The 26041-nt window shown below is 68.3% G+C and carries 17 protein-coding genes and 2 pseudogenes; 7 read left to right on the top strand and 12 right to left on the bottom strand.

Translation table 11 applies throughout. The annotated features are described in order from the left end of the window. Positions 1 to 41: 41 nt before the first annotated feature. Positions 42 to 767: pseudogene (gene trmB, locus CUT44_RS06145) on the top strand (tRNA (guanosine(46)-N7)-methyltransferase TrmB); the annotation flags it as partial. Between the two features lie 354 nt (positions 768 to 1121). Here trmB and CUT44_RS06150 read toward each other — a convergent pair. Genes CUT44_RS06150 through CUT44_RS06160 form a run of 3 tightly spaced genes read right to left on the bottom strand, consistent with a single transcriptional unit; the run spans position 1122 to position 2358 of the window. Beyond that, complete coding sequence (locus CUT44_RS06150) at positions 1122 to 1352, bottom strand: tautomerase family protein (RefSeq protein ID WP_012013599.1); 231 nt, start codon at positions 1350 to 1352, stop codon at positions 1122 to 1124. A gap of 29 nt (positions 1353 to 1381) precedes the next feature. Continuing rightward, positions 1382 to 1531 (bottom strand): short-chain dehydrogenase/reductase, encoded by a 150-nt coding sequence (locus CUT44_RS06155; RefSeq protein ID WP_100201141.1) that lies wholly within the window; start codon positions 1529 to 1531, stop codon positions 1382 to 1384. Positions 1532 to 1575: 44 nt separating this feature from the next. After that, positions 1576 to 2358, bottom strand: a complete 783-nt coding sequence (locus tag CUT44_RS06160) for an SDR family oxidoreductase (protein ID WP_100201142.1) — start codon at positions 2356 to 2358, stop codon at positions 1576 to 1578. A 158-nt stretch (positions 2359 to 2516) separates the two neighbouring features. Here CUT44_RS06160 and CUT44_RS06165 point away from each other — a divergent pair, with 158 nt between their 5' ends. From CUT44_RS06165 to CUT44_RS06175, 3 genes and pseudogenes are all read left to right on the top strand, one after another. After that, positions 2517 to 3422, top strand: a complete 906-nt coding sequence (locus CUT44_RS06165) for a helix-turn-helix transcriptional regulator (protein ID WP_100201143.1) — start codon at positions 2517 to 2519, stop codon at positions 3420 to 3422. Positions 3423 to 3480: 58 nt separating this feature from the next. Beyond that, positions 3481 to 3654: pseudogene (locus tag CUT44_RS33850) on the top strand (alpha/beta hydrolase); the annotation flags it as partial. Positions 3655 to 3794: 140 nt separating this feature from the next. After that, positions 3795 to 5048, top strand: coding sequence for a PrsW family intramembrane metalloprotease (locus CUT44_RS06175; RefSeq protein ID WP_233221259.1), 1254 nt, complete (start codon positions 3795 to 3797; stop codon positions 5046 to 5048). Between the two features lie 18 nt (positions 5049 to 5066). Here CUT44_RS06175 and drmB read toward each other — a convergent pair whose 3' ends face one another. From drmB to CUT44_RS34815, 5 genes are all read right to left on the bottom strand, one after another. Further along, positions 5067 to 6920: a DUF1998 domain-containing protein gene (gene drmB / locus CUT44_RS06180; protein WP_100201145.1), complete on the bottom strand. Its 1854-nt coding sequence runs from the start codon at positions 6918 to 6920 to the stop codon at positions 5067 to 5069. A gap of 1 nt (position 6921) precedes the next feature. Then, positions 6922 to 10152, bottom strand: coding sequence for a helicase-related protein (locus CUT44_RS06185; protein ID WP_100201171.1), 3231 nt, complete (start codon positions 10150 to 10152; stop codon positions 6922 to 6924). 8 nt (positions 10153 to 10160) lie between these two features. Next, on the bottom strand, positions 10161 to 12083 hold the full coding sequence (locus CUT44_RS06190; protein WP_100201146.1) for a UvrD-helicase domain-containing protein: 1923 nt from the start codon (positions 12081 to 12083) through the stop codon (positions 10161 to 10163). Beyond that, positions 12080 to 16762, bottom strand: a complete 4683-nt coding sequence (locus tag CUT44_RS06195) for a DEAD/DEAH box helicase (RefSeq protein WP_233221260.1) — start codon at positions 16760 to 16762, stop codon at positions 12080 to 12082. Before CUT44_RS06195 ends, CUT44_RS06190 begins: the two co-directional genes overlap by 4 nt. Positions 16763 to 17185: 423 nt before the next feature. Beyond that, positions 17186 to 17473: a helix-turn-helix domain-containing protein gene (locus tag CUT44_RS34815; protein ID WP_408646715.1), complete on the bottom strand. Its 288-nt coding sequence runs from the start codon at positions 17471 to 17473 to the stop codon at positions 17186 to 17188. Between the two features lie 850 nt (positions 17474 to 18323). Here CUT44_RS34815 and CUT44_RS06200 point away from each other — a divergent pair. From CUT44_RS06200 to CUT44_RS06210, 3 genes are read left to right on the top strand one after another with little or no spacing between them, the layout of a single operon-like run. Then, positions 18324 to 20444 (top strand): helix-turn-helix transcriptional regulator, encoded by a 2121-nt coding sequence (locus CUT44_RS06200; RefSeq protein ID WP_100201148.1) that lies wholly within the window; start codon positions 18324 to 18326, stop codon positions 20442 to 20444. Then, entirely contained in the window at positions 20441 to 21412 is a 972-nt protein-coding gene (locus CUT44_RS06205; protein ID WP_100201149.1) for a hypothetical protein, read from the top strand. Before CUT44_RS06200 ends, CUT44_RS06205 begins: the two co-directional genes overlap by 4 nt. Next, on the top strand, positions 21412 to 22308 hold the full coding sequence (locus CUT44_RS06210; protein ID WP_100201150.1) for a DUF6339 family protein: 897 nt from the start codon (positions 21412 to 21414) through the stop codon (positions 22306 to 22308). Before CUT44_RS06205 ends, CUT44_RS06210 begins: the two co-directional genes overlap by 1 nt. Positions 22309 to 22449: 141 nt before the next feature. Here CUT44_RS06210 and CUT44_RS06215 read toward each other — a convergent pair whose 3' ends face one another. From CUT44_RS06215 to CUT44_RS06230, 4 genes are all read right to left on the bottom strand, one after another. Then, complete coding sequence (locus tag CUT44_RS06215) at positions 22450 to 23565, bottom strand: DNA cytosine methyltransferase (RefSeq protein WP_100201151.1); 1116 nt, start codon at positions 23563 to 23565, stop codon at positions 22450 to 22452. A gap of 155 nt (positions 23566 to 23720) precedes the next feature. Further along, positions 23721 to 24758 (bottom strand): DNA cytosine methyltransferase, encoded by a 1038-nt coding sequence (locus CUT44_RS06220; RefSeq protein WP_269846169.1) that lies wholly within the window; start codon positions 24756 to 24758, stop codon positions 23721 to 23723. 59 nt (positions 24759 to 24817) lie between these two features. Further along, positions 24818 to 25237: a very short patch repair endonuclease gene (locus CUT44_RS06225; protein WP_100201152.1), complete on the bottom strand. Its 420-nt coding sequence runs from the start codon at positions 25235 to 25237 to the stop codon at positions 24818 to 24820. Between the two features lie 56 nt (positions 25238 to 25293). After that, positions 25294 to 25926, bottom strand: a complete 633-nt coding sequence (locus CUT44_RS06230) for an ATP-binding protein (RefSeq protein ID WP_100201153.1) — start codon at positions 25924 to 25926, stop codon at positions 25294 to 25296. Between the last annotated feature and the right edge of the window lie 115 nt (positions 25927 to 26041).

Here is a 26041-nt window from a genome sequence, read left to right on the forward strand (position 1 = left end):
CCGCCGCGCCCGGGCCGGTGCCCGCCCCGCGCCGCGGGCGGATGTTCCCCGACGGCGACGGCCCCGCCGCCGACCCCGCCGGGGACCGCCACGAGCGCCGCATCCGCAGCTTCCAGCCGCGCCGCAGCCGGGTCACCGTCAACCAGCGCAAGGCCCTGCTGAAGCTGTGGCCGCAGTGGGGCGTGGAGATCGACGGCGACCGCCGGCTGGACCTGGACGAGCTCTTCGACACCCTCCCGCCGGGCGCCCCGGTCGTGCTGGAGATCGGCTTCGGGATGGGCGAGGCCACCGCCGCGATGGCCGCCGCCGATCCGGGCACCGGCATCCTCGCCGCCGACGTCCACACCCCGGGGCAGGGCAATCTGCTGGCGCTGGCGGAGCGGGACGGGCTGACGAACGTCCGGGTCGCCAACGGGGACGCGATCATCCTGCTGCGCGAGATGCTCGGCCCGGGCGTCCTCGCCGGGATCCGCGTCTTCTTCCCCGACCCGTGGCCCAAGAAGCGGCACCACAAGCGGCGCATCGTCCAGCCGGAGTTCGTGTCGCTGGCCGCCTCCCGGCTGCGGCCGGGCGGGCTGCTGCACTGCGCCACCGACTGGGAGCCGTACGCGGAGCGGATGCTTCAGGTGCTGTCCGGCTGCCCGGAGCTGGAGAACACGGAGCCGGGCGGCGGCTACGCGCCCCGGCCGGACTTCCGGCCGCCGACCCGCTTCGAGCGGCAGGGCCTGGCGAAGGGGCACGTCGTCCGCGACCTGCTCTTCCGCCGCGTCCCGGCACCCGGAACACCCGGAACTGATGCAGCAGGTCCTGGCCGAGCCGGTCTGGGCAAAGAATCTGAGCGACGAGGACCGGCGCGGCCTGACCGCGCTGTTCTGGTCCAACGTCAACCCGTACGGCACCTTCCGCCTGGACATGGACAATCGGCTCGGCCTGGGACTGACCGCTGCCGTGCCCCCGTCCCCGCACCCCGGCGGACACCGCCGACCGATCGAGTACGGGGACACGATGAGGGCTTCGCTGATCTTCACCGACCCCCGGACGAACGAGGCCGTGTGGCGGACGCTCGACCCGGCGGCCCTCGGTTCCAAGGTGCTGTCTTGGCCGAATGACGGCCGGTGCGGTCAGGCGTCGCTGGTGTCGGTCGGTGTCGCCTCGCCGAGCATGGCGAGGGTCAGCACGTTGCCGGAGATGCCCCAGCCGCCGTCGGCGACCTCTTCGACCAGAACCATGGTGTTGTTGCGGGCGCGCTCGCCGTAGATCTCGACGTACAGCTCGGTGGTGCGGGTGACGATCTCCTCCTTCTGCTTCGGGGTGAGGGTCTTCTCGGGGACCTTGAAGTTCGCGAAAGGCATGGCTGGTTGTTCCTTCTCTCAGTGGGGTGTTACAGGGAGCTGCCTGCGGTGAGCAGGCGGTCCAGTCCGATGCGGCGGAAGAAGTCGGTGCGGAGGCGGTCGGCGACCGCGGAGACGACTTCGCTGCCGTCCCGGCTGGGGTCTGTGTGGGTGCGCAGGGGCCGGGTGCCGTGCTTCATCGCGACCAGTCGCGCGACGGCTTCAGCGACGCTGGGCGGGCGGTTCAGATGATTCCGCCGTTGGCGCGGACGACCTGTCCGTTGATCCAGTGGCCGACCGGGGAGGCCAGGAACGCGACGACCTCGGCGATGTCGGCCGGGGTACCGAGTCGCTCCAGCGGGGGCTGGGCGGCCAGGCGGGCGATGGTCTCCTCGTCCTTGCCGTCCAAAAAAAGGTCGGTGGCCGTGGGGCCGGGCGCGACGGCGTTGGCGGTGACGTCCCGGCCCCGCAGCTCCCGGGCCAGGATCATCGTCAGCGCCTCGACCGCGCCCTTGCTGGCGGAGTACGCGCCGTAGCCCGGGAAGGCCAGCCCCACCACGGACGTGGAGAACGTCACGATCGCGCCGCCGGGGCGCACCCGACGGGCGGCCTGCTGGACGACGACGAACGTGCCGCGGATGTTGGTACGGTGCAGGTCGTCCAGGACGGCCAGGTCCAGCTGGGCGATCGGCGCCATGTGTGCCCGCCCGGCCGCGTGCACGACGACGTCGACACCGCCGAACTCTGCTTCGGCCGCGTCGAACAGGGCCGCGACGGCGTGTTCGTCGGCGACGTCGGCACGCACCGCGATCGCCCGGCCACCGCCGGTGACGGCCTCCTTCGCGGCGGCTTCGGCCTCGTCCCGGTTGCCGGCGTAGCCGACCACGACGGCGTACCCGTCGGCGGCCAGCCGGCCGACGGTCCGGCGGCCGATGCCGCGCGAGCCACCGGTGACGATCGCGACACGGGGTGAGGCGGAGGGCTGAGCCGGGGCAGCGGTCCCGTCGAGGGAAGTGGAGATGGGCATAACTGACTCCTGTGGTGGATGCGGGTCGGGCCGCGGTCTCGCCGTCGCCCTGCTGCGTCATCCACGATCGGCCGGTCCCCCACCCCTAGCCAGGGCTGCGATTACCCAGGGGATGCCACCCTCTGGCTACGGCTCGGCGCGCGCGCGACCATGAAGGGGTGAACCTTCCAGAACTCGGCGCCTTCCTCAGGACACGCCGCGACCGCATCCGCCCCGCCGAGGTCGGTCTCCCCCAAGGCCCGCGCCGGCGCGTCCCCGGGCTGCGCCGCGAGGAAGTCGCCCAGCTGGCAGGGCTGTCAGCCGACTACTACACCGAGCTGGAACGCGGCAGCGCGAAGAACGGCGTGCAGCCTTCGGCCCAGACCCTGGCCGCCCTCGCCCGAGCCCTGCGCCTGAACGGCGACGAGCGCGACCACCTGTTTCACCTGGCCGAACGGCCGGTCCCCCCGTCAGTACACGGACCGTCGGCACACGTGCAGCCCGCGCTCCTCGGACTCCTGGACCGGCTGTCCAACACCCCCGCGCGCGTCATCACCGACCTGCACGAAACCCTGGTGGAAAACGACCTGGCCCTGACCCTGCTCGGCAAGTCCCCGGCACACCGCGGCCCGGCGGGGAGCTTCGTGTACCGCTGGTTCACCGACCCGCAGGCGCGCGAGAGGTACCCGTCCGAGGACCACCCGCACCACTCCCGGGTGTTCGTGGCCGACCTCCAAGCAGCGGCCGCCAGGCGCGGCCGGGACGCGGAGGTCACGAAGATGATCGCCGTGCTACGCCACCGCAGCCAGGAGTTCGCAGCCCTCTGGGACACCCACGACGTCGCGGTGCGCCGCATGGACCACAAGAAGATCATCCACCCCACGCTCGGCGTCATCGAACTCGACTGCCACAACCTCCTCAGCGAAGACGGACGCCAACGCCTGCTGTGGTTCACCGCCCCGCCCGGAAGCCCGGGAGCCGAGCAACTGGAACTGCTGTCCGTCATAGGGACCCAGAACCTGGGCGTCACGGAGGGCACGGCACCGGAGGGGGCGTCCGCGGCGGAATCCGGATCGCAGCCCTGACCCGCGCCGCCGAGGGGGGACCGCCTTCCCGGCAAGGCGTGGCGGCCCCTACCCCCACAGGGGCCCGGGCCACCACCCGTACCTGGACACCCGCTCCGCCGTCTCCGCCGCCCTGGACGCGCTGCGCGCCGCCCGCTCCGCCGCGCGGCGGCTCGGCAGGCAGCTGACCGGCGAGGTGTACGCCACCGGCTTCTCCCGGGGCGGGCAGGTCGCCATGGCGCCGGGCCGGGCCCCCACTCCCCCGCCGGACCACCAAAGAACGCCGGAGGCCACCGGAGACACGGCGCAGCCCCCGGTCGATACCCGGCCGATACTCATCCGATCCGGAGTGGAGTCTGGCAATCCGCCCCCGGGTGGGCTCATCCTCGTCGGGTGCACCATGAGCTCCCGGCGGCAACGACGACGGCGGACGGAGCGCGGCGCGGCGCCGCCGCGCGCCGCGTCCTGCCCGCCGCGGCCCTCACCGTGCTGCTGGGGCTGTGCGGGGCGGTGATCCTCGCGCTCGTCCACGAGCAGACCGGCTCCCACGGCTTCCTCGTCGGGCTGAGCCTGGCCCTGGTGCCCGTACCGCTGCTGCTGGCCGGCTTCCGCTGGCTGGACCGGGCCGCGCCCACCCCGCTGCGCAACCTGCTCTTCGCCTTCGGCTGGGGCGCCTGCGCGGCCACCCTGGTGGCGATCACCGTGAACGGCTTCGCGACCGAGTGGCTGGCCTCCTCCGTCCTGCCCCGCGCCCCGGACCGGGCCGACACCCTCGGCACCACCGTCGTCGCGCCCGTGGTGGAGGAGACGGCGAAGGCGGGCGCGGTGCTGCTGCTGTACCTGCACCGGCCGCGGGACTTCGGCGGGCTCCTCTCCGGCGTCGTCACGGCGGGGATCACCGCCACCGGCTTCGCCTTCACCGAGAACATCCTCTACCTGGGGCGGGCCTTCGGCGAGGACCTGGCGTTCGGGCAGACGGGCCTGGAGTCGACGACGCTGGACACCTTCGTCCAGCGGGTGGTGCTGGGGCCGCTGGCGCACCCGCTGTTCACGGTGCTGGTGGGGCTGGGCTTCGGCGCGGCGGCCCTGGCCGCCCGGCACCGGCGCGTACTGCGCACGGCGCTGCCGCTGCTGGGGCTGGTGGCGGCCGTCCTGCTGCACGCGGTGTGGAACGGCGCGGCGTCCCGGGACATGGACGTCTTCCTCACGGTCTACGGCGCCTTCATGGCGCCGGTGCTGGGGGTGGTGGCCGCGGTGGCGCTGTGGGCACGGCGGCGCGTGCTGCGCACCGTACGGGCCACGCTGCCGCGGTACGCGGCGGCCGGGTGGCTCGCCGATCCCGAGCCGCACGCCCTGGGCTGCCTGCGCGCCCGCGCCCTGGCCCGCGACCTCGCCCGCCGCGGCGGCGGCCGGCGGGCCGCCCGCGCGGTGGCCGAGTACCACCGCGCGGCCACGTCCCTGGCGCTGCTCCGCGCCCGCGCGGAGCGCGGCGCCCCGCCCCCGGGCTTCCCCGACCACGAACGCGCCCTGCTCCACACCCTCTGGCACCGCCGCCCGGTGGCGAGCCCCCCGACCGCCTCGGCGGCCCGGGCCGCCGTCCGGCCCCGTGGAGCCCACGGGGCCGGGGGCCAGGCGTATCAGCGCTGACGCCGGTGTGGTGTCCGGTCAGGAGAAGAAACCGGGCACCTTGTCGTCGGGGGTACCGACCAGCAGGGCACGGTCGAGGAAGATGTTGTTCATCTCGCAGCTCGTCTCGGGCAGCAGAACGCACGCGTGGCAGGCCGCGAGGTTGAGGCTGTTCACACCACTGGCGTCGGACTCCATGCACAGCGGATCGGCGGAGCACCACGAAATCCGTTCGAGCGCCGACTTCAGTGAATCAGCCAGGCTCTGTGGTTCGCCCTGGGCGACGATGCCACCGAGACTTCCCGCCGAGTCGCTGGTGGCGGTGTAGAGAAGCACACCGGCCATGTCCTCGTTGACGTAGAGGCGCTCACGAATCGCGGAGGCGGGGTAACCGCAGTCCAGGCTCCACTCGTTGATCAGAGCGTGTGCCAGGGTGTGAAGAAGGACGAAACGCGAGGTCAGCGAGGAATCCACCGGAACCTTGCGGTCCTTCACCCGTCTGCGGAGATGGCTCTCATGGTTCCGGCGCAACCGCTGCGCACGGGCTTCCGGGGAGTCGGGGCCGGTGAGTGCCTCCCACGTCGCCAGTTTTTCCGGGTCCAGGGAGAGGAAAACCCCTTCTCCGATGACCTCGATGGCGGGAAGCCAGTTGACTTCCTCCTTGTTCAGCGCGAGGTCGACCGCGCGTTCCCGGTCCTCCTTGACGCGCATGAGGGGCTCGATACGGGTGAAGCTGTGGAGCGCCCGCACCTCGCGGAGGCGTTTGACGAGCATGACCTGGTCAATTCCAGGCACTTCCACCTTTCCGGCGTTCTTCGGAGGGAGGCAGACGAAGTGCTGGTTGTCCGGGTGCTCCGGGGTCTCCCTGCGTAGCTGCCGGTACTCCTCCTGCCGGATCCTGCTCGCGGCCTCGAAAGCGGTTTCGTCCTCGGGTTCCTCCTGCGGCTGCTCGCCCGCGCTCTCCAACGTCCGGACGGTCTGAATCACCTCCTCCTCGCTGTAGCGGTCGAGCCACCCCTCATCTTGCGCGTACTCACCGATGCGTTCGTCGCTCTTGCCGACCAGATGTTTCCTGCTCTGGTTCACGAGCTGCATCAGTTTGCGGTGCCAGGGCGGGATGGACAGTGCGGAGGCGACGTTGGGGAACCATGCGGCGGAAGAACCACGCTGCAGTACGCGGAGAGGGCTGGTGCAGTTGGCCTCACGCGCACCCCGGCCGAACCAGGGACGACCCCCCCGGCAGGTGATCCCCAACGCGGCCATGGCATCCCGGCCGAAGGCACCCTCCAGCGATCCGCTCTCGCCGCAGTCGCATGTGACCACGATGCCCCGCAGGCTGGCTGTGCGCCCCTCACTGTGGAGGGACAACCGGGCTTTCGCCGGATCACAGCCGCGGCGAGCCCTGCGCTCATCGCCACGCCGGGCGTGCAGCCACTGCCAGTACGGGAACTCGTCCAGGTGGCCATGGGCGCAGGCGACGACGAAGCGAGAGGGTACGAGGGGAACCTCGCAGTCACCGCAGTTGTTGTCGTTGCGCCGGCCGCCGAAGTCCCGGAACCTTTTCAGGGCGGAGCACTTGGGGCAGGAGTACGTCTCCGGGAAGCGACGCACCTTCACACCGTTGCCGCTCGGGGCCGGGGCGGCGGGCGGCAGTCGGAAGCCGTTCACCTTCAAGCACTCCTGCAGGCGCGGCTCAAACAGGATGTCGTCGGCCCGAGTGCCCCAGGTGTCCAAACCGCTGACGATGAACGACTGGTCGCCAATGGCGATCATCGCCCCGACACCGTACGTAGTGATCTGCTGAGCGCGTCGGACCGCGCCCAACGGCGACTTGCGGACCTTCTCCTGCCGCGCCGCGTTGCCGGCACCACCGGCCGTGGATCGACGTGCCATCTCAGCTCTCCAGGTACAGGTCGGACTCGACATCGACGTCGCGGAGGCTCCACAGCGTGGGATACGCCTCTTCCAGGTCGAGGTCGGCGTGAGTGCGGAGCAGTGCGGTGTCGGGGTGGCGGTCCGGGTTCGGGCTGTACGAGTACGGTGCCTCGTACAGCAGTCCGCCGTTCTCCTCCGCGAGCCGGTTCCAGTCGTCGATGAACGCCTCCAACTCCGCGTCGGTGGCGTCTGCCTCTTCCTTCTCAATGCCGCGTACCCGGGTGACAAGGGCGGTGCGCAGATCGTGCAGATCCCGCTCGAAGGCATGCACATTGGCCGCGGCCTTGTTGGGGCGGGCGATCGGCAGCATCAGACGGGCCAGCCCGACGAAGACCGCGTGCAGGGCCCGATCGCGGGCGCGGGCGGAGTACGGGGTGACGCTGGTCGACTCCACTTGCTTGTAGAGGGCCGAGTGATACGGGACGAAGTCCTCGTAGTGCGACAGGTCGCGGGAGCGGGCGGAGTTGAACAGGGTGACCACCAGTCCGGGGTGTTGCCGTCCCACTCGGCTGGTGGCCTGGATGTACTCGGCTGTCGTCTGCGGCTGCCCCAGCACAGCCATCAGGCCGAGCCGATCGATGTCCACGCCCACCGAGATCATGTTGGTGGCGAGCACGACGTCCACTGCGGCACCGGAGGCGAGAGTGCGTCCCAGTTCCCCGAGCCGGTCGGGGATCTCGCTGGAGGGAACACGGCTCGTCAGTTCCTTCGGGACGACCTCACGAGGGGCCACGTCGCCGTCCCGCCGGGCATGGTTCTTCAGTCGCTCGTTGACGTCGGCGTGCACCTGCAGTTCGGCTGCCGCGAGCAGACGGAGACTGTTGAAGTAACCGACCAGGGTCCAGTAGGCGTCACGGACCGCGTCATCGCCGTCGATCCTGCTCGCGTGGTGCAGGAGCGAGGCATAGGCGCGGATCAACAGGGTCGCCTGGGAGATTCCCGGGGCGAGCAGCCCGACGTAGCGGCGTGACGCCTTGCGCTCGGCAGAGGCCTGGACTGCGAACCACGAATCGCGGGCATCGAGGCCCGCCGGTGGGAACTGCGCGACCTCCCGGTCGAAGAGGGCTCTGCCCTGATGCATCGCCCGGCGGATGGTCGCCGTGGACGCGATGACCTTCGGACGGTCCGCAGCGATGTCGACCGCCGCCTCGTACAGGCCGGTGAGCGTGCCGAGCGGTCCGGAGATGAGGTGCAGTTCGTCCTGGACGATCAGCTCGGGCGGCGGTGTGCCCTTGGGCGCCTTGGTCACCCGATTGAACAGGGCGGCCACGTCCTCACGCCATGCCACCCGCGCGAACTTGTCGACCGTGGCGATGACCAGTGTGGGGCGTACTCGGTAGAGCTCGGTGTCCACCACATGCACCGGCAACCCGTCGCCGTAGTCGCAGCCCCTGCCCGGGCAGTCGATCGACATGTGATCGCGGTCCACGTCGACCGTGTAGTCCCCCGCCCGCAAGGCTGTACCGCACCAGGGGCAGTCCCGGAGCTGCACCGGGTTCTGCTCCTGCAACGTCTCGCCCTTGTTCATTTTCCGCAGCGCGGTCTTGGCCTCTTCCAGGTTGTTCGGAGTGGCCGCCCGTCCCACCCACATGCCGACGGAGATCGGCTCGTGGCCCAAGCGGTCGGGGTCCTCGGCGCGGACACGGTCCATGGCACACATCAGTCGGGCGGCGCGCTCGAACTGCTGCAGGGTGAGCAGTCGGAGGGTGTAGCGCATGAAGACGGTGACGCCGCCGCCCGCCTCACCGAGACGGAGGCGACGGTGGAACACCGTGAAGGCGATCAGGCCGAGGTACGCCTCGGTCTTGCCACCACCGGTGGGGAACCACAGCAGGTCCACGATGTCGCGGTCGTCGTGGTTCGGGTCGACGATCCCTTTCAGGCAGAGCAGCATGAAGCCGATCTGGAAGGGACGCCAGACGCCCTGCGGCTCGGGTTGCCCCTGGCGACCGCCCTTGATCCACAGGCCGCGGCCGAGCTGTAGCGCCATGGCTCTGTTGGCCGTCCGGAAGGCTTCCATCGCCCGCTCGTCGCGCTCCAGCAGGCGGATGCCGGCCGTCATGCGCTTCTGGGCCACGCGGCACAGCCGCATCTGCTCACGGGCGAGGTCAAGGTACTCGGTGCTGCCGTACGGCCCGCCGCGCAGAGCCTCGACGTTTGCCTCTCGTGCGTCGATCCAGCGTCCATATGCCTCGACCAGATCACCGAGCCAGGTCGTGACCTGCTCCGGTGTCGCCTCGGCCAGTGTCCGCATCCCGAGCCGGCTCACGTCGATGTCCGGGTTGGAGTCGGTGAGCAGCACCTCGTACGTCGGAACGAACTCCGTCCAAACAGAGGACACCCCGGCAGATCCGGTCCCCGCGGGGAACTCGCCGACGGTGGGCGGGGTCCAGTTCCAGTCGGCGGCGCAACCATGGCCGGTGGCGAAGGCGGGGACGTGGCGGTGGAGCAGCCGGTTGAGCCTGACTTCCGCGTCCACTCCGCCCTCCGTCGGGCGCTCGACCAGGGCGGGAACCTCGCCGGGGACATCGACGCGCAGGCCGACCTGGAAGAAGCAGTGAGTGTCGCGGATGTCCTGCTTCCCGACGAGGTGGGTGTTCACCAGGGTCGCGGTGATGCTCACTGTGCCCCGGGGGCCGCTCGGACGACGGACCCGCACCCTCAGCTCCAGACCCGGGACCAGCTTCTTCGGTTCCTGGTGAAGCTCGGTGACGTCGACCGAAACAGCGGGCAGATCCAGCGGGCGCCGTCGCCAGTGGAGATCCTGCGCCTCAACGGCGCGCCGCTCGGCCCGCGCGGGCACGGTGGGATTCCCCTGGCCGTCCACCGGGTCGTACACGGCGGCGGTGGGAGTGATCCGTACGGTGCGGCTGCGGGAGGGGTCCACGGCGAAGGTGATGCCTGTCGCCGAGGGGCGCTGGATACTCGCCAGGTTGACACCGGTGTCCGGCACCTCGTCGACGGTCAGTGTCGAGCTCGCGTCGTCGTAGTCGTTCTCGTCCGCGTCCTCACGGGCGAGTTCCTCGTCCTCGGTTCGGGGAAAGAGCACGCCGGTGGAGTAGGACGTCACGGGCCAGTCGTCCAGCACCTCCGCGGACTCGGCTCGCGCACCGGTCGGTCCGAGGAGGTCGGCCTTGAGCCGGTCCACCAGTTCGGCACGGAAGCGGTAGTGCTCCTCGATGTCGGGCATCGTCGCCATCAGTCCTTTCCCTTCTCGGTACGGTCGTAGTGGAAGCGCCCGAGGCCGACCGGGCGGGGGGCGAGCCACACACCGAGTTCACCGAGGCCGGCGTGGACAGCGGCGGCGCGCTCGCCGGCGATGGTCTCCACGTTGTCGATGCGCAGGTCCGTGATGCGGCGGGGCCAGTTTCGAGGCTGGTAGCTCCTGGACTGCTGCATATGGCGGTAGAGGTCGCGACGGAATCTCTCCGAGGCCACGCCGACGGCATGCTCCCCATGGGTCAGCGCATAGCCGGGACCGAGTCGCTCCTCATGGTCCTCATGCACGTCATCGATCCGCTCCAGCACCACCGAGTCGCCCGGAGCAGTCCGGCTGCGGAGGTGTTCCTGCAACGAGACCGGATCACCGTCGATCTGATGGCTGCCCGCCGGGTGATGGGGGTGAATGTCGCCACCGAGGAGTTCCAGGCCCGAGCGTTTCCAGTACTGGTAGCCGAAGCGCGCCCAGCGCCCCGTCCTCCTGTCCTTGCGGACCAGCCGAAAGCCGTTCTCCACGGGTCGGGCACCCGGTGGAGGTTCGAGACGGTACAACTCCTTGCGCGGCCGGGTCATGGCCACGTACAGCGCACGTGCGCGGTCGGCCACGTCGGCGGACAGATCATCCTTCTCCACGGTGATCTGTCCGGGGTCCACCACCAGGACGCGATCGAACTCCAGGCCCTTGGCTCGATGGAAGGTGGAGATCACCAGGTGATGTGGAGGTTGGGCGGTCAGTTCGTCCGGCAGTCGACCGGCGGAGATGGCCTCACGCAGCCGCGACAGATCAACGGAGCGCCCCGCCCGCTCCCGGGTACTGGCGCACAACAGGCGCCACACCCGTTCGGGATCGTTCTCCCTGCCGGCGCCGGCAGGGAGTGACGGGTACAGCTCGTCGAAGCGCTGTCGGGCCAGGGTCAGTGCTCCCTGGTCGGCGTGCATCAGCTCGTTCAGCCAAGCCGGGACGGCACGGTCCTGGGCCGCACGACGCAACTGGTGCGGGATACCCGCGTCGTGCAGCCACTCGGAGATCAGCAACGCCTCGCCGTTGGTGCGGCACAGCACGGCCGTGGTGATGTCGGTGACGCACAGGGAGTCCCGGATGAACGGCACGGTGATGTCGCCGAAGTCCATCCGCGTCGCGAGTTCCAGTCTCAGTTCCTCATGTGCCCGCTCGGCGTCGGCGAGAGTCCGGCACCCGCGCATCGTGCTCTCGAACGACAGGGCCGAGCACGCTTCCTCCGTGGACGCCCGGAAGTTGCGCGTGAGTGAGAGCTCGACCAGGTCGTCCACGAAGTAGCTACGGAGCCAGTCGAAGAAGCGGTTGGTCTCGATCGTGCGCTCGTCCGGGTCGGTGACCTGGTAGCCGTAGATCGCCTGGGCAGGGTCCCCGACGATGGTGAAGCCGCAGTCGTAGGACTCCAGCAGCACCTCGATCAGCTCGCGACGATCACCGACCAGATCCTGCACCTCGTCGATCACGACATGACGCAGCTCGTCGAGCCACTCCGGTGCCCTGTTCTCGTCGGCCACCACCTTCGTGGCTTCTCGAATGCGCTCGTCGAAGGAACGGGTCTTCCACTCGATGTCCGCCGCGACCTCGTTGAGGATCTCCAACGCCCAAGAGTCGAAGGTCGTCACCCTGACGTGTCGGGAACGGTCGCCGTGCCGTGACAGCCGCTCCCGCAGTTCCCGCACCGCGGCGCGGGAGAAGGTGAGCACCAGGATATCTCCGGTGGCCAGCCCCTCGTCGGATACCAGGCTCTCGACGCGGCGCACCAGGGTGTGGGTCTTCCCGGCTCCCGCGCCTGCGGTGACCAGCACCATGGCGTCTGCAGGCTGCTCCACGATCACGCGTTGTTCCTCGGTCAGCGGTGGGCTGTCCAGGTATGGGCCGGCAGTCATGCTTTCCCCTCCCACAGGTACTCGAACTCGGTGTAGGCGAGGTCCCTGCCGAAGTTCTCGATGTTGTCCTTGACGTTGAGGATCAGGCAGCTCTCCTTGCCACCGTTGAGGGGACCGCGCAGACCGCGCCCGATCATCTGGATATAAGTGTTCGGGCTGAAGGTGGGCCGGGCCACGACCACCGCCCGGACCGCAGGGGCATCGAAGCCCTGGGTGAGCACGTTGTAGTTGGTCAGAACCTGGATCTTTCCCTTGCGGAAGGCGTCGATCCGCCGGTTGCGAATGCCGACCGGGGTCTTGGCGTCCACGGAGGCAGCGGCAATACCGCTCTCATTGAGCAGCGCGGACAGGACATGGGCGTGCTCGACCGAGGTGGCGAAGACCAGAACGGGCCAGTGCTGCGGCAGCCGCTCAATTTCCTCGATGATGCGCTTCGTACGGCTGACGTCCTGCGCCAACCGCGCGGTCACTGCGGCGGGCAGCGTCATGCTGTTGCTGCTCGCGACCTGTGCGACCTGCTCCTGGGTGAGGGTGTACTTGCCGCCCGTAAGAACACGCTGCTCCACTCGGGAGAGCACCCCGAGTTCCTGAAGGTGCGGATACGGGTCATCGCCCTCGAAGACGCCATGGTCCAGTCGCTTGTGACCGAACCGGGCCGCCAGCCGGCGGGTCTCCTCCTCACTGCTGCCGCGGAACGCGGTGGCGGTGAGGCCGACGAGGTGCCGTGCGGTGCGGTACTGGTCGATGCCGAGCGCGTCCAGAATCCTGGTGTACGTCTTGGGCACGGCGAAGTGTGCCTCGTCGACCACGACCACGGACGCCTCGCGCAGCCAGGCGTACTGCTCGGTGGCCATGTGGCGGGAGAGGGTGTCGTCGATCGCCACGACGACCTGAGGGCCACCGGGTGCCGGCTCCGCCGCCATGCCACCCCACATGCGGCTGATCCGCAGGCTCTGTTCGGGCCCGGTCTGGGACCAGACGAACTTCCACGTCTCGATGGCCTGCTCGCAGAGTTCCGCACTCTGCGCGATCCACAGAACCGGTGCCCTGACGACCCCGTCGGCAATCGCCTGGACGGTCGCCTCCACCGCGATACGGGTCTTGCCCGCGCCGGTGGGGATCTGCAGCATCGCCCGCTTCTCGTCCACCTGAACCAGGTGCTGATACATGTTGGCGACCAGCCGCATCTGGTACGGGTGCAGCGGCAGCGGCTTGCGCGGACCGGCCACGGTCTCGAACGGCGGTGGGGCCTGACTCGTCTCCTGGTCACCCGCCCACTCGGCCGGAAAGCCGTAGGTCTTCACGAAGGCCCGTGCGGCATGCCCTCCAGCCCACCGCTTCGGTGCGTCGAAGCCCTCCTTCACCAGGGCAGGAGCGAGCTGACGCAGCACCTCCTCGCCATGGGTGGCGATGACGAGTTGGGCGATGCGCAGGTCGCCCGGTGCCTCACCGTTCAGTTCCTCATCGGCGATCAACAACCCGGGGGGAAGCTCCTCGCGCAGCCTTTCGGCCCCCAGCGCCAGCAGCAGCTTGCGTGCGGGGTCCGGCTCCCGGCGCACCTTGAGGAAGCGCTCGTCCTCCTTGTCCTTTTCCTGCTGCCGCAGCAGGGCTTCACAGCCGGACCTGCCCAGCCGAAGCTCCAGCACTCGGTCGACAGCGCACAGCACATCCAGTGCACCGTCCGGTCCGCACAGCAGGACGGTGTCGCCGTCCCGGGCCTCGGTGAGCGGCTCCTCCCGCCGGCCCTCCGGGGTGCGCACCACCTTGGCCAGGTCGGAGCAGTGCGTGAGCTGCCAGTCCGTGCCGTGCGGGAGCCGCTGCCGCAGTCGCGGGTAGAGATCGGTGAGTTGGGTCGGCGTTCCCAGCGCGACGAAGGTGAGTTCTTCCTGGAGCAGCTCGGAGGGCGCCCGCAACGGCCACTCCTCGACCATGCGTTCCGCGTCCTCGGCGGTGGGCACCAGCATGGCCGGCACCTTCTCCCGCTGAAGGATGCGGTACTGCTCGGGGTCCGCAGTGACCGCGATCTCATCGTCGGATCGGGTCGTCCACTCCTCACCCACTTGACAGCGGGTGAGGGTGTCCTCGGGCCACGGGATCTCCTCGACGTCGAAACGAGTCAACAGGGCGTAAGCGCTGCCGACGAATTCGGCGTCCTGGCTGTCGAGCACGCGGATGATGAGTTCCGCCCACAGTGCCTCCGGCACAGAGTCGAAGTCCGATGTCAGGCGGAGGGCACGGACCGTCTCCATACCGATTTCCGCCACGGGCAACAGTCTGCGGTCGACCCGGAGTGCCGGGCTGACACACTCACGCGGCCTGCGAATACCGAGCGAGGTGGGTACCACCCCCTCTTGGCGCAGCATCCACACGATGGGTGAGGGCATCGGATCCTGGGTGCTGCGGTTGGCACCCACCTGCAGGGTCCAGTTCTCCACCAGGCCGTGCCGAGGCAGATGCTCGACAAATGCGGCACGACCTTCCCTGGACAGTCTGGACAGCAGATGCAGAGGGCCGGCGGGGTTGGCTCCGTCCACATGAACGGTCTTGAAGCTGGGACGGCGTGCAGTGCTCGGCAGTCTCCGGAGGTACGCCTTGTACACCTTGTCGCGATACTCCTGGAACCAGTCGTCCTCACGCGGGTCGTAGTTGAGGACGGGCCTGTCGGTGGCGCCGAGGTCCCGTAGCAGAGCGACGTCGACACGGTGGAAATCGGGGTCGATGAGCAGCTCACGGTCCCGGGCGCCATCGGCCGGCACCACCGGTCCACCGAGAAAGGCGTCACGGATCGGCCGGAACACACCATCAGCCGTACGGATCTTGATGGTCCGGCCGGGATCCTCAACCTTGAACTTGATCACTACCGAGGCCCGGCCTCCGCCCGCCCTCCGCGTCAGTTGCCAGAACTCCTCCCACTCCGCGTTGCCGTAGTGGTCGAAACCGAGGTCCAGAATGGCCTTGAGACGCCCCTCGGCGTCCGCCTCCGGAATGCCCAGCATCTCCAGCGCATGCCGTGCCTGGTCGTCCGCGGCGACGTCCGGGTGCACATAAATGGTGTTGTCCCGCAGGCCACCGCCGTCGATCGCGCTGCGTCGGTAGATCTTGCCGCGCGCCGGCGCCACCAGATCACCGCGCTCAGTGAGAAGAACACGCGCGGTGACCGCCTCGGCGGCGTGCTCGGACCCGATAGCCTCCATGTCGGCGACAATGCGCAGGGCAAAGGCCGAAGCGGCGGGAATACGGTCCGCGACCAGGGCTTCCAGCCACTCGACCACCGAGGCCGGGCGCACGCCGGCGATCTCCATGATGTCGCGGACACGGGAACGCCGCTCCCGGCTCTCCACTGAGTGGTGGCACCAGTTGACGGGGCTGCCGGGGTGCTCGGCCCACAGGTTCAGCCAGTTCTCCCGGAGGCCTTCGGGGTGCAGGCGGAGCTCTCCGGGCTTGCGCAGGACACCGCGCTGATCGGGCAGCGACGGCTCGCGGGCGGCGACCCGCAGCACCTCCTTGCTGAGCATCTCGTCGCCCCACTGGGAGGCCTCGCGGCCACGCGCGGTGAGCAAGTTCAAGTAGGAGCCGGGGTCGTCAGCTTCCATGAGACGTGGCAGCGACGCAATGATCAGCTTCGCGGCCGCTTGGACGAGATCGGCGTTGAAGTCGCTCTTGGTCAGGTTCTGCCGGTCCTCGGGCGTCTTCCACGGCGCGTTGAGGATGCCGGTGAGCGTGGTGTCGTAGTGGGTGGGGAAGAAGGCCCAGAAGTTCCCCCTCCTCTTCCGTGCCTCGACGCCCTTGCCGGGAACGGCCCAGGAGACCCTGATCACCGGGCGTTCGTGCAGTTCGCCGGCCGTCTTCTGCGCCTCGGTGGACGGCTGGTGGTCGACGTGGAAGACGTCCCACCGCTCGTTGCGCTCCCGCCTCCCGTCGATCTCCTCGATGACCTGGTGCTCGGTGTCGTGCGTGGTCTGCCGCAGCACCCTTTGCAGGCGATGTCCCTTCCGGCGATCCTCTAGAACGACCGAGGCGACATGGGGCGAGAACAGCATGAAGTGTGCCGGGAACCTGCGCAGGTCCCGGCCCAGGCGCTGGTCCGCGCCGACGTGCAGGGGCAGCACGACCGTGGTGGACGCCCATCCCATCAACTCGTCCAGCACCGGGTCCTGAGCACGGTCCGCGGCCAGGTCGAGCGGCTGTGCCATGCGCAGCACCGGCGTCTCGTCCCGGTCCGAGAGCTGGGGTACGACCTCACGGATACGTGTGGCGGACCATGCCTTGTCGAAGCCGAAACAGCCCGAGGTGCTGTAGAAGCGGGGGGTGTCGGTGACACTGAGCACCGATTTCACACCGACGCCGAAGCGGCCGATCTGTCCGCCCCTCTTCCGGGACACGGCCATCCGCAGGATGGTGTCCGCCCCTTCGGGCGAGACCGGGTTCCCGGTGTTGGCGCAGTACAGGCGTGTGTCGGTGAGCAGGACATGGATACGTCCGCCGCCGGCATAGTCCTGGTTCTCGTCGACCCCGTTCTGCACCAGCTCGTAGATCTGTCGCTCACCGTATCCCCCCTGGGTGATACGGCGTTCGTTGTTCGCGTGCTCCTGCACATGGCCGGGATCGGCCCGGTACACCTCGAGAATGCGGCGGGACTGGGCGAGGACGGTCTCGATGACGTCCGTGGCTTCGGACATAGAACTGCTCATCGTGCTGCTGGCTCCCGAGGTGCTTGGTGAACGAGCGAGGGCAGCGTGGGGGGCGCCCTCGAATATATCCATGGTTTCCTGTCCACGACCCCGCGTTACACAAAAGAAACCATCTTCTTCGCCAAGTCGACGGACATGCTCAAGGGCCCGGAATCTCTCCGAACTCCCCCTTGACCCACGCCTCCGCCTGGAGTCAGCCCAACTACTGACCCCAGGCGGAGACAGCACGGAGACACTTCCTCTCGGTCAGGCCACAGTTCGACCGTGAGGAATTAAAGGAGGCAGGGGAACCGACGGCTTCCTGTCGTGCGAGGGACGCGCAATCGCCGCACCTCTCGCTTCCATGGCAGAAAACCTTCACAGCCTGCGCCCGCTGCCTGCCCGACGATCCTGCCCTCTTTTATCCGAGAATCACCTGCGCTTCCCACAGCGGCAGCATCGACGGCGGCTGTAGCAGGTGCAGAAAGCACAGTTTCGCGTGCGGGAACCAGACCCCCCCACCGGGCGCCTTCCCGTGCAGGGAGTTCCCCTCCTCCTGGCCGAGGTGCGCCCTGCCGTGTGGCAGTACAGGTGCACCCAGCGCCTGATCGAGGACTCCGAGGTCCCGCAGACGTCCGCCGCTTCCCTCACCCCGACCGCCCCAGCCAGAACGAACATCGCGATGATCAACTTGCAGTCCTCGCTGTACTGACGACGCATGACCCCTCCCCGAAATCAATGAAACAACTCGTGCCATCCGGCATGATGACACCCCCCTCAGTTCGACGCAATCCTCGGAAGGAAGCATTCGGAACTTGAGCGATAATGAGAGTACAGCACCTTCCGCCGAGGTTTTCCGGAAAATCGTGCTGCAGGCGACATGGAAGCGCCCCACACCTTCAGCATGTACCGCATGAAGGCATACGAATACCCCTGCTTCGAGAGCACTCCTCGAAGTGAACTCGCCGATCGGCCACACGAAGATTACCTGCCGATCACCCTGAAGGCAAGCCCTCTCTCATTCCTAGCACACAAATTCGAGACCCTTGAGACAAGCCGGTCCATTGCTCGTTCTACCGAGCAATCGCGACACGTACCCCGCTTCCGTTCCGAAATGCACCGCGCGGAAGTCGCACGGGAACGAGCGCGGCAGGTCATCCCTCCGACAGGCGGTCGAGAGCCACCTTTCTTCGGGAGTCGCGCGCCACAGACAGGAGGGCGGGATTCCGCATGTCGGCGCCACAGGGTCGCAGCGACGGGCCCCGCCCGTCCAATCGCTCGACGCGCGAGCAAACGCCCGACGAAGGCGTCACGCACTGGAACACCGGAAGGACATCGAATCGAGTCGCACCGAACCTGCGTCTCGGTTGGGGGCCAACCGGTACACCGGTTGGCCCCCAACCGAGACGCAGGTTCGGTCACGGCAAGTCGGCGACTCGACAGGAGTCAGCATCCCGAACCACCGGGCCACGAGTCCGCACCGTCCGCTCCTCACATCCCCATAGAGGAGTCCTCTGGCAGGGTCGGCAAACAAAATTATCCATCTAGCTCACCTGTCAAAAGACCTTGTATGCTGCTGGCACCCGCGAAGGAGGAGCCGGTGGAAGCGAACGACGAGCGAGCCGACAGCTTCGGCGTGTGGTTGTCACGCCAGTTGCGGCGCCGTGGCATGACCCAGGCCGAGCTGGCCGAGGCGCTCGGCATCACCCGTGCCGGAGTGTCCGCCTGGATCACCGGGCGGGCCGAGCCGCGCGAGGAGAAGAAACGGGCTATCGCGCAGGTCCTCGGCACGGACGAGGCAACTGTGTACCTGCGTACCTCGGATGCCCCGTCCGAGAGGCCCGTCGTCTGGTATCACCGTCCCGCCCACGCCGACGGTGGCCGTGAGTTCGGGAACGCCGCGGCCTTCGCCTTTGACGCCGATGTCTCGGTGCTCGCCCGTGAGGCCACCCAGAACAGCCTCGACGAGCGTCACCTCGACTCCGAGCCCGTACGTGTCCGGTACGTCCTGCACGAGCTGAGTGGGGAACACCTGCGGAGGTTCCTGGAGGCGCTGCACTGGGACGAGCTTCTGCCGCACTACGAGACGGCAGCCGCCCAGGAACAGAAGGTCGGCCGGACGCTCGCCGAGGGCCTGCGGGAACTGCGCGAGACGGACACCCTGCTTCTGCTGCGGGTCGACGACTACAACGCCTCCGGCCTCACCGGCCCCGAGTACGAGGACGGACGGTTCGCCGCCGTGGTGCGGCGCCAGCTGGACAGTCACAAGACCAAGCGGCACGCGAGCGGTTCGTACGGCCTGGGCAAGGTCACCCTGTGGGCGACGAGCCGACTCGGGCTCGTCCTGATCAACAGCACCCTCTCCGAGCCCCACGAGGGCCGTACCGAACGCCGGGTGATCGGCCGGTTGGACCTGCCCTGGCGCGAGGTGGACGGTGAGGCCTTCGCCGGACCGGCCTGGTTGGGCGAGGAGGACAGCGAACCCGAGTACGAGGGTGTGGCCCGCTCCTGGTGGGCGGACGAGGAGACCACCGATCGGCTGCACCTCACCCGGACCGGTTCCGATCCGGGCACGTCCTTCCTCGTCGTCGGTGCGCACGACGCGGCCGGTGACGCCGAGACCGTCCAGGAGATGCACGAGAAGCTCGTCCGCTCGTTGGCGGAGAACTTCTGGGCGGCCATGACCTACGGCGAGTCGTCCGCCGCCTTCCTGGAGGCCTCGGTCACCACACTGCGCAACGGACAGGTCCTGATCAAGGAGGAGCGGGTCGATCCCCACGCCTACGAACCCGCACGCTCCCGCGCTCTGAAGGCGTACCTGGACGGGAGAACCGTCGACCGGCTCGCCGGCCTCGACCAGGTCGCCCTCGCTCATGTACCTCTCACCGTTCCGCCGCTGCGCGGCGAGAAGGGGCCCGTCACAGAACATCGCGCCGTGCTGCTGGTGACTCCCGCCGACGACAAGGACACCAGGCCCAACCAGTTGGTGTGCATGCGCGGTAGCCGTATGACCATCAGCACCCGACGTGTCCCGGACCTGCCGTTGGGCACCAATCCCTTCCAGGCCGTTCTCCTGGCCGGTCGTGCCACGGGAAGCGTCACCGACGACACCGACCTCGCCGAGGCGTTCCTGCGAACCTCCGAGCCGCCCGAGCACAACGACTGGACCAAGACGGAGGAGCTGTCCTCCCGGTACGCCCGCGGAGCACGCCAACGGATCCTCGACTTCCGTCGCGACATGAACGTCACGGTCCGGCAGTTGGTGGCCCGTCGGGAGGAGAAGCTCCAGGGCGGTCCGACCGTGCTGCGCGAGCTGCTGCGGCTCGACGGGGGCGGCAGTGCCGGCCGGCGGACCGACGGCCACCCGACGATCCGCAACGTCGACGGTGAACTGACCTCGTCCGGTGCCTGGCGGGTGCAGGTCGAGGTGAAGCTGCCCCAACGCGACGACCCCTGGCTGATGACCCCGGTGGCGAAGTTCGACGTCCGCTCCGGAGGCAGGCCCACTGTTCGGTGGTCCGAACTGGTTGCCGGGGAGAACTGCCATGTGGAGAACGGGCATCTCCACTTCCGTCCCGGTGCACGCACCGCGTCCTTCAACGGCGTCACCGATGTCGGGAGTCATCCGGTGACTGCCGGTATGGCGCGCCTGATCATCGATCTGCAGAAGGCAAGAGGGGAAGCGGCATGAGGATCCTGGTGCCGTACTCGACTCTCGTCGGTGAGGTGACGTTCAAGGTCACCGCCGCCAAACTGGACGGGCGAGAACTGCCGCTGGAGATGATCTCCCAGCAGGAACGGGTCGTCGCCGTCCACCAGGCCGAGCGACGGACCTGGGACGAGGCCCGGCTGGAACTGCGTGCCGAACTCCCGGATTCCGAGCTGGCCTCGGACCGATGGACAGACGTCACCTGTGTCGCCGTACTCACCGAAGGGGTCACCAACTCTCGCACCGTGACGCGACTGCACCGCTCGTCCGCCGGCGATTGGAACGGCAGCATCACGCTCGCTCGCGACTCCTACCGCAACAGGGCCGAGCTGTCGGTGAACGTCGTCGCCACGGTGGACGGCGTGGCCGGCCGCGTCATCGGAAGCTCCGAGGACGACTGGATCGTCGATCTGGTCGCCCGCACACCGGTACGCCAGCGGGAAATCAACTTCAACGAGGTCGACTTCCGCGACGGCGAGGAGGACTGGCTCCGCCCGTTCAAGGACGCGCCCTGGCTCGTCGAGACCTCCGGTGACATGCCCACCGTGCACCTCAACACCGGTTTCGAGGGTGTTGTCGAACTCCTCGACTCCAACGGCAGTCCGTTGGAGAAGGCCGTGCGCGGCGTACTCGCCGCGCAGATCGCCACCGACACCTGGACGGCGATGTTCCACGCGGCGGTGAGCGATCTGGAGACGGACGAAGACGGCACCCCACAGTGGCCCTCCGGTTGGCGTGACTCGGTACTGCGCGGCATGCTGCCCGACGTCCTGCCCGACGTCTCCGCCGCCGACGCCCTGTGGGACATCCACGCGCGGCGCGCGGAGAGCGTCGGCTGGAGTGAGCTCCAGTCGCGCATCCAGTACGCGGCGTCCCGCAGGGCGAGAGTCGCCAGGAACCTGGGCACCGCGATCCGCGTACTCGACCGCTCCGACGAGAGGGCCTCCTGATGAGCCGCGACATCGACGACCTCCCCGAGCGTCTCGGTCTGCTGCGTGACGCCGTGGCGACCAAGAACCTCACCCGGAGTGTGCTCACCGGTCAGGAGGCTCCGCCACCGGTGGCTCTCGTCCGCTCCTCCGAGCCCGTCGACAAGCCCGGTTCGCGCTGGAGCACCCGACCGCTGCGGGAGCTCTTCGACGACGCGATGCGACTGCACTCCGACGACCGCACCCATGCCGACGCCTGGCTCGCCCCGCGGCTGCACGCCACCCTGCGGCTGACGCGCGCAGAGGCCGCGGAAAGCGCCCTGTGGAACTTCATCGCGTTGGTGGTGGCCCCCGACTACGTTGTCTGGCGCCATCTTCCGAGAAGCAGAGGAGACAAGAAGGCGGCGGTCACGGCCGACCGCTTCTGCGGCCCGCACTACAAGCAGGCGTTCGCGCGCCTGTGGTGGGCGGCCGAGCTCTTCCGCGACGGCGAGGACTACCGCCCCGCCGTCACCGCGTGTCGCAACCAGGACGTCCTCAACACGGTGCTGCGGCTCGATGTCATCGACCACCGGCCCACCGCACGGGCGGTGACCCGGCTCATCGAGCAGGGCGCCGTCACCACGGGCCGCGAGGTCAACGCACTGGCCACCGTGATCAACGCCGCAGGCAGCACACTGATGTATGACGTTCTCGCCCCGGACGAGGGCCCGGATGTGGAAGCACTGCGCTACTGGATCAGCGAGGGGGACATGGCTCCGCCCGTCTCCCCGGAATCCCTGCCGGACGGTCCCGACGACGGGGAGATCCCGCGCGACTCGGTGGGCGTGCTGGTCGAGCAGTTCGAAAAGCTTTTCGCGGGCGCACCCGTGCGCGGCAAGGAGTCAATCAACGAAGAGTCCGAGGTTTTCGACTGATCCGCCTCGGAGTCACCAACAGCATCAGGGACGGGGGTGAGGGGCTCACGACTCGCACAATCACGAACCCACTGTAAGGGGATCAAGGGAGAAAACCACTCGAAGCACCGGTCGAGGAGATCTACGAGATCACTCGATCAATCAGTTTCCTTCTGTCGCGAAGCCTCGTTCCGCAGTCGAGAACTCTCCTACGAACGCTGCGGAATCATTCTCGGGGGGAATTATCGTGGCGCGTTGCGAAGCGGCCTTCTTCAACGCCTTGTCACGGGAATCGAATCCAAGCCCGAGAGCGGCGACCAGAACATGGATTCCGAGAACAGGAGGAACCGCGTTCCCGATCTGCTGGGCGATGTCACTGCCACACCACTGATAATCCACGGGAAAACTCTGCAGCTGCCCCGCCTCGGCATGAGAGAAGCGCGAATCGGGCCGGCCGGGCGCCACCACCCGGTTGCGGCTGATCTTGCCGGTGACCGTGAAGGCCGGCTGGTCGTGCGTACGTCGGCCACGGGCCTTGGGGTCCCCGCCGGTGCCGTAGTTGGAGATCACCTCGAACGGCTTTGGCCGTTCGAGCACATCCCCCATGGTGACCCATGGGTGCAGGCGCCGGTCTCCCTCCTCACGGCCAGTACCTTTTCGATACCAGCGGTGAGTCACTCCCGGTAGATTCGCCGGGCCACTGCGGCGGGCGATCAGGACGGCACGACGCCGTGTCTGCGGAACGCCGAACTGCTCGGCACGCAGAATGCCGTAGTCCACGGAATAGCCCTTCTCGTACAGGACGGCGCCTATCACCTCCCAGACCGGCAGGACGGCCTGTACCTGTTCCAACACGATCGCCTCATAAGGCCGTCCGTCCTCAAGCGCGGCCAGAGCCCACCGCAAAGGTTCGAGAACCAGCACGGTCCGTTGGTCCGTCGCCACCTCGGAAAGCTCTGCTGCGACATCCTCGGCCTTGCCTTTGGCCATACGCCTGGCGAAGGCAATGATTTGACGGAGAGCGCGACGCCCGTCCCCGTTTCCGGCGACGGTATAGGTCTGGCAGGGCGGGCCCCCCGCGAGGACGGTGGCGTCGGGAAAGTCCGAGGGTCCGAAATCACGCACGTCGCCCTGTTTGGTGGCCAGCCCGGCCGCATCCCGAGTGGCACAGGCGTTCGAGTCCAGCTCGACCCCCGTGGCGGGCACCTCCAGCCAGCGTGCCGCGACATCCAACCCCCCCGGCCCTGCGAACAGATCCACAATCCGGTGGGCTGGCACGTGATCTCCTGGCTTTCGAGAGCGGTGAGGGCAGCGACCGGGACGTTGTGAACGCGATGGCCCCACTTCACCCGTCGGTGGGTCGCCGATGCCGATCGGACAGAATAGCTGTGCTCAAAGTGGCTGACCACGGCGGCCCACATACGCAGAACGATTCATGAGGACGCTCCTCCGAGTGGGCTCAGGGCCGCTGCCACTCGTTCCCCCAGTGCCTGGGCCACGGGAGGTGGGGTCGCGTGCCCCAACTGTCTGTACCGAGCGGTCTTGCCGCCTTGCAGCATCCACTGTGGGGGGAAGCCCTGGAGGATCGCGACCTGTTCGACAGTGAGCTTCGGCAGATCCTTCACAGCCCCGTCCGGATCCCACCGGTAGTCGGCGTCGGGCACCTCGTCGCCTATGCCTCCACCGTTGATCCCCATCCGCGCCCATGCGTTCTTGGTCCCGGTGGGTCCCAGATCCGCACCGCCTCGACGCTCCGAACCTCCGACGATCGCGGGGGCGAGCCGGTCGGCCCGGGCCGCCCAGGTGACCGCGTCGCGCCAGCCACGCGCGGCCATGGACTTCCACAGCACGGCGCCCGCTGTCGGGGCGGGGGCACGCGATGGTTCCGGCCATCGGAAGCGCGCCGCCGACTCGGCTTCCATGGCGACCAGCAGGCCCATTTTTCGGTCCTGTGCGAGCCCGAAGTCGCACGCGTTGAGCATCCGCCAGTGCAGCACGTATCCGAGGTGTTCCAGTTCGGCCCCGACGAACTCTCGAAGTTCGGCAAACGCGCCGTCGTTCACCAGGGCGGGAACGTTCTCGATCAGCACCGCACGTGGCCGTACTTCGGTGGTCAGCCACACGGCCGCCTCCAGCAGTTTCCTCTCGTGGAGATCCTCAGCACGTCTGACCGCGGCCAGGGACTTGACCCGCGGAAGCCCGGCCGAGAGCAGATCCACGTCGTACGTGTACGGGTGCTCCTGAGCGACGAAGCCCAGCAGATCCATCTCCAGGACCCGCCACCCGAGACGATTGGCCTTCAAAGTGGCGCACGCGTGTCGGTTGTTCTCGATCAGCGCCACCGGGTCGAACCCGGCCGCCTCCAACCCCATCGCCAGCCCTCCGGCTCCCGCGCAGATCTCCAGCGATGTCAGGCGAGCGGAGTTCAAGGTCGCGTTCTCCCCTGTGTGCTGCCCCTGTTCGACAGGCACCGACCCTACTCGGAAGGGACATCGCACACGCAGGGCCAGTCGATGACCACGGGATCCCGTCAGGAACGCGCTCGGCGTTCCGTCACCACCTGGACGACTCGGTCGACCACCGCGTCCGGTGACTCGTGCTCCCAGAAGCGCAGTACCGTCCAGCCTTCTTTCGTGAGCTGTTCCGTCGTCTCCAGGTCGCGGCTCACGTTCTTGTCCAGTTTCTGGCGCCACCAGTCCTTGTTCGCCTTGGGCTGGGTGGCGTGCTCGGGGCAGCCGTGCCAGAAGCAGCCGTCCAGGAAGACCGCCACCTTGAGGCCGGGGAAGGCGATGTCGATGGTCCGGCGGGGCATGCCCGGAACCGGCCGATGCAGTCGGTAGCGGTAACCGGCCGCATACAGCAGGCGGCGAACCGCCACCTCCGGGCTGGTGTCGCGGTTGGCTTGGCGGCTCATCCGGGCCGACACATCTGCAGAGGAGGGAGCAGGCATGCAGCCATCGTGCCGCAGAGCGAAGGGGTGTTGCAGCCAGGGCAGAATGCCCGAGCTTACGCAACGCCTGTCTCCTCTCCATGACTCGTTCGAGCCCGGTTGAGGACATCGTCCGGGTCACGTCCTTGCTTTGCCAGCCAGTGAAGAAGATCAGTGATGAGATCTGTCGCCGATCCTTCAAGCGCCGCGAGACTGCGCACACCGACCGGTGTCAACCGGCCGGCAAGGCAGCCGTAGGTCTCCAGAGCGCTCACCGCTCGCCGGAGCCGTAGACACTCCTCGCCCGTTCCCAGCAGGAACTCGCACCACACAGCCTTACCGGAAGCAGTGAGGAGCGTCCCCCAGCCGGCGGTCACCGCCGCGAGCAGACGCAGACCGCGGCCGCTCTCGTCGCGGTCTGCGGGATGGCGCAGCGTGGGGACCGCATAGCACTCGTCGTGGACCTCGAGCCGGAGCCGACCGTCGCCCATCATCAGGACGAGCGACGCAGTGGCTCCCTCTCCCACGTGTCTGTAGACGTTGGCGGCGAGTTCACCCGTGACCAGTTCCGCATCGTTCAACAAGTCGGTCAATCCCCAGAGCCCCAACTGCTCCCTGACCGCCGACCGCAGCCTGCCCAGTTCCTCGGGGACCGCCCTGAAAGGCAGTACCGAGCGCAACCGGGGCTCCCTGATGCCGTATGCGTCCATCGGAACGCACTCCCCTCTTGTCACCTCAGCCTGCGCCTGCCGCTCCCTGCGACTCCGCTGAGTGACTGACTGATTGCGAGTATGGCATGGGATATCTCTTCGTGTAACTTCTCAC

This window comes from Streptomyces carminius (assembly GCF_002794255.1).
Taxonomy (GTDB): Bacteria; Actinomycetota; Actinomycetes; order Streptomycetales; family Streptomycetaceae; genus Streptomyces; species Streptomyces carminius.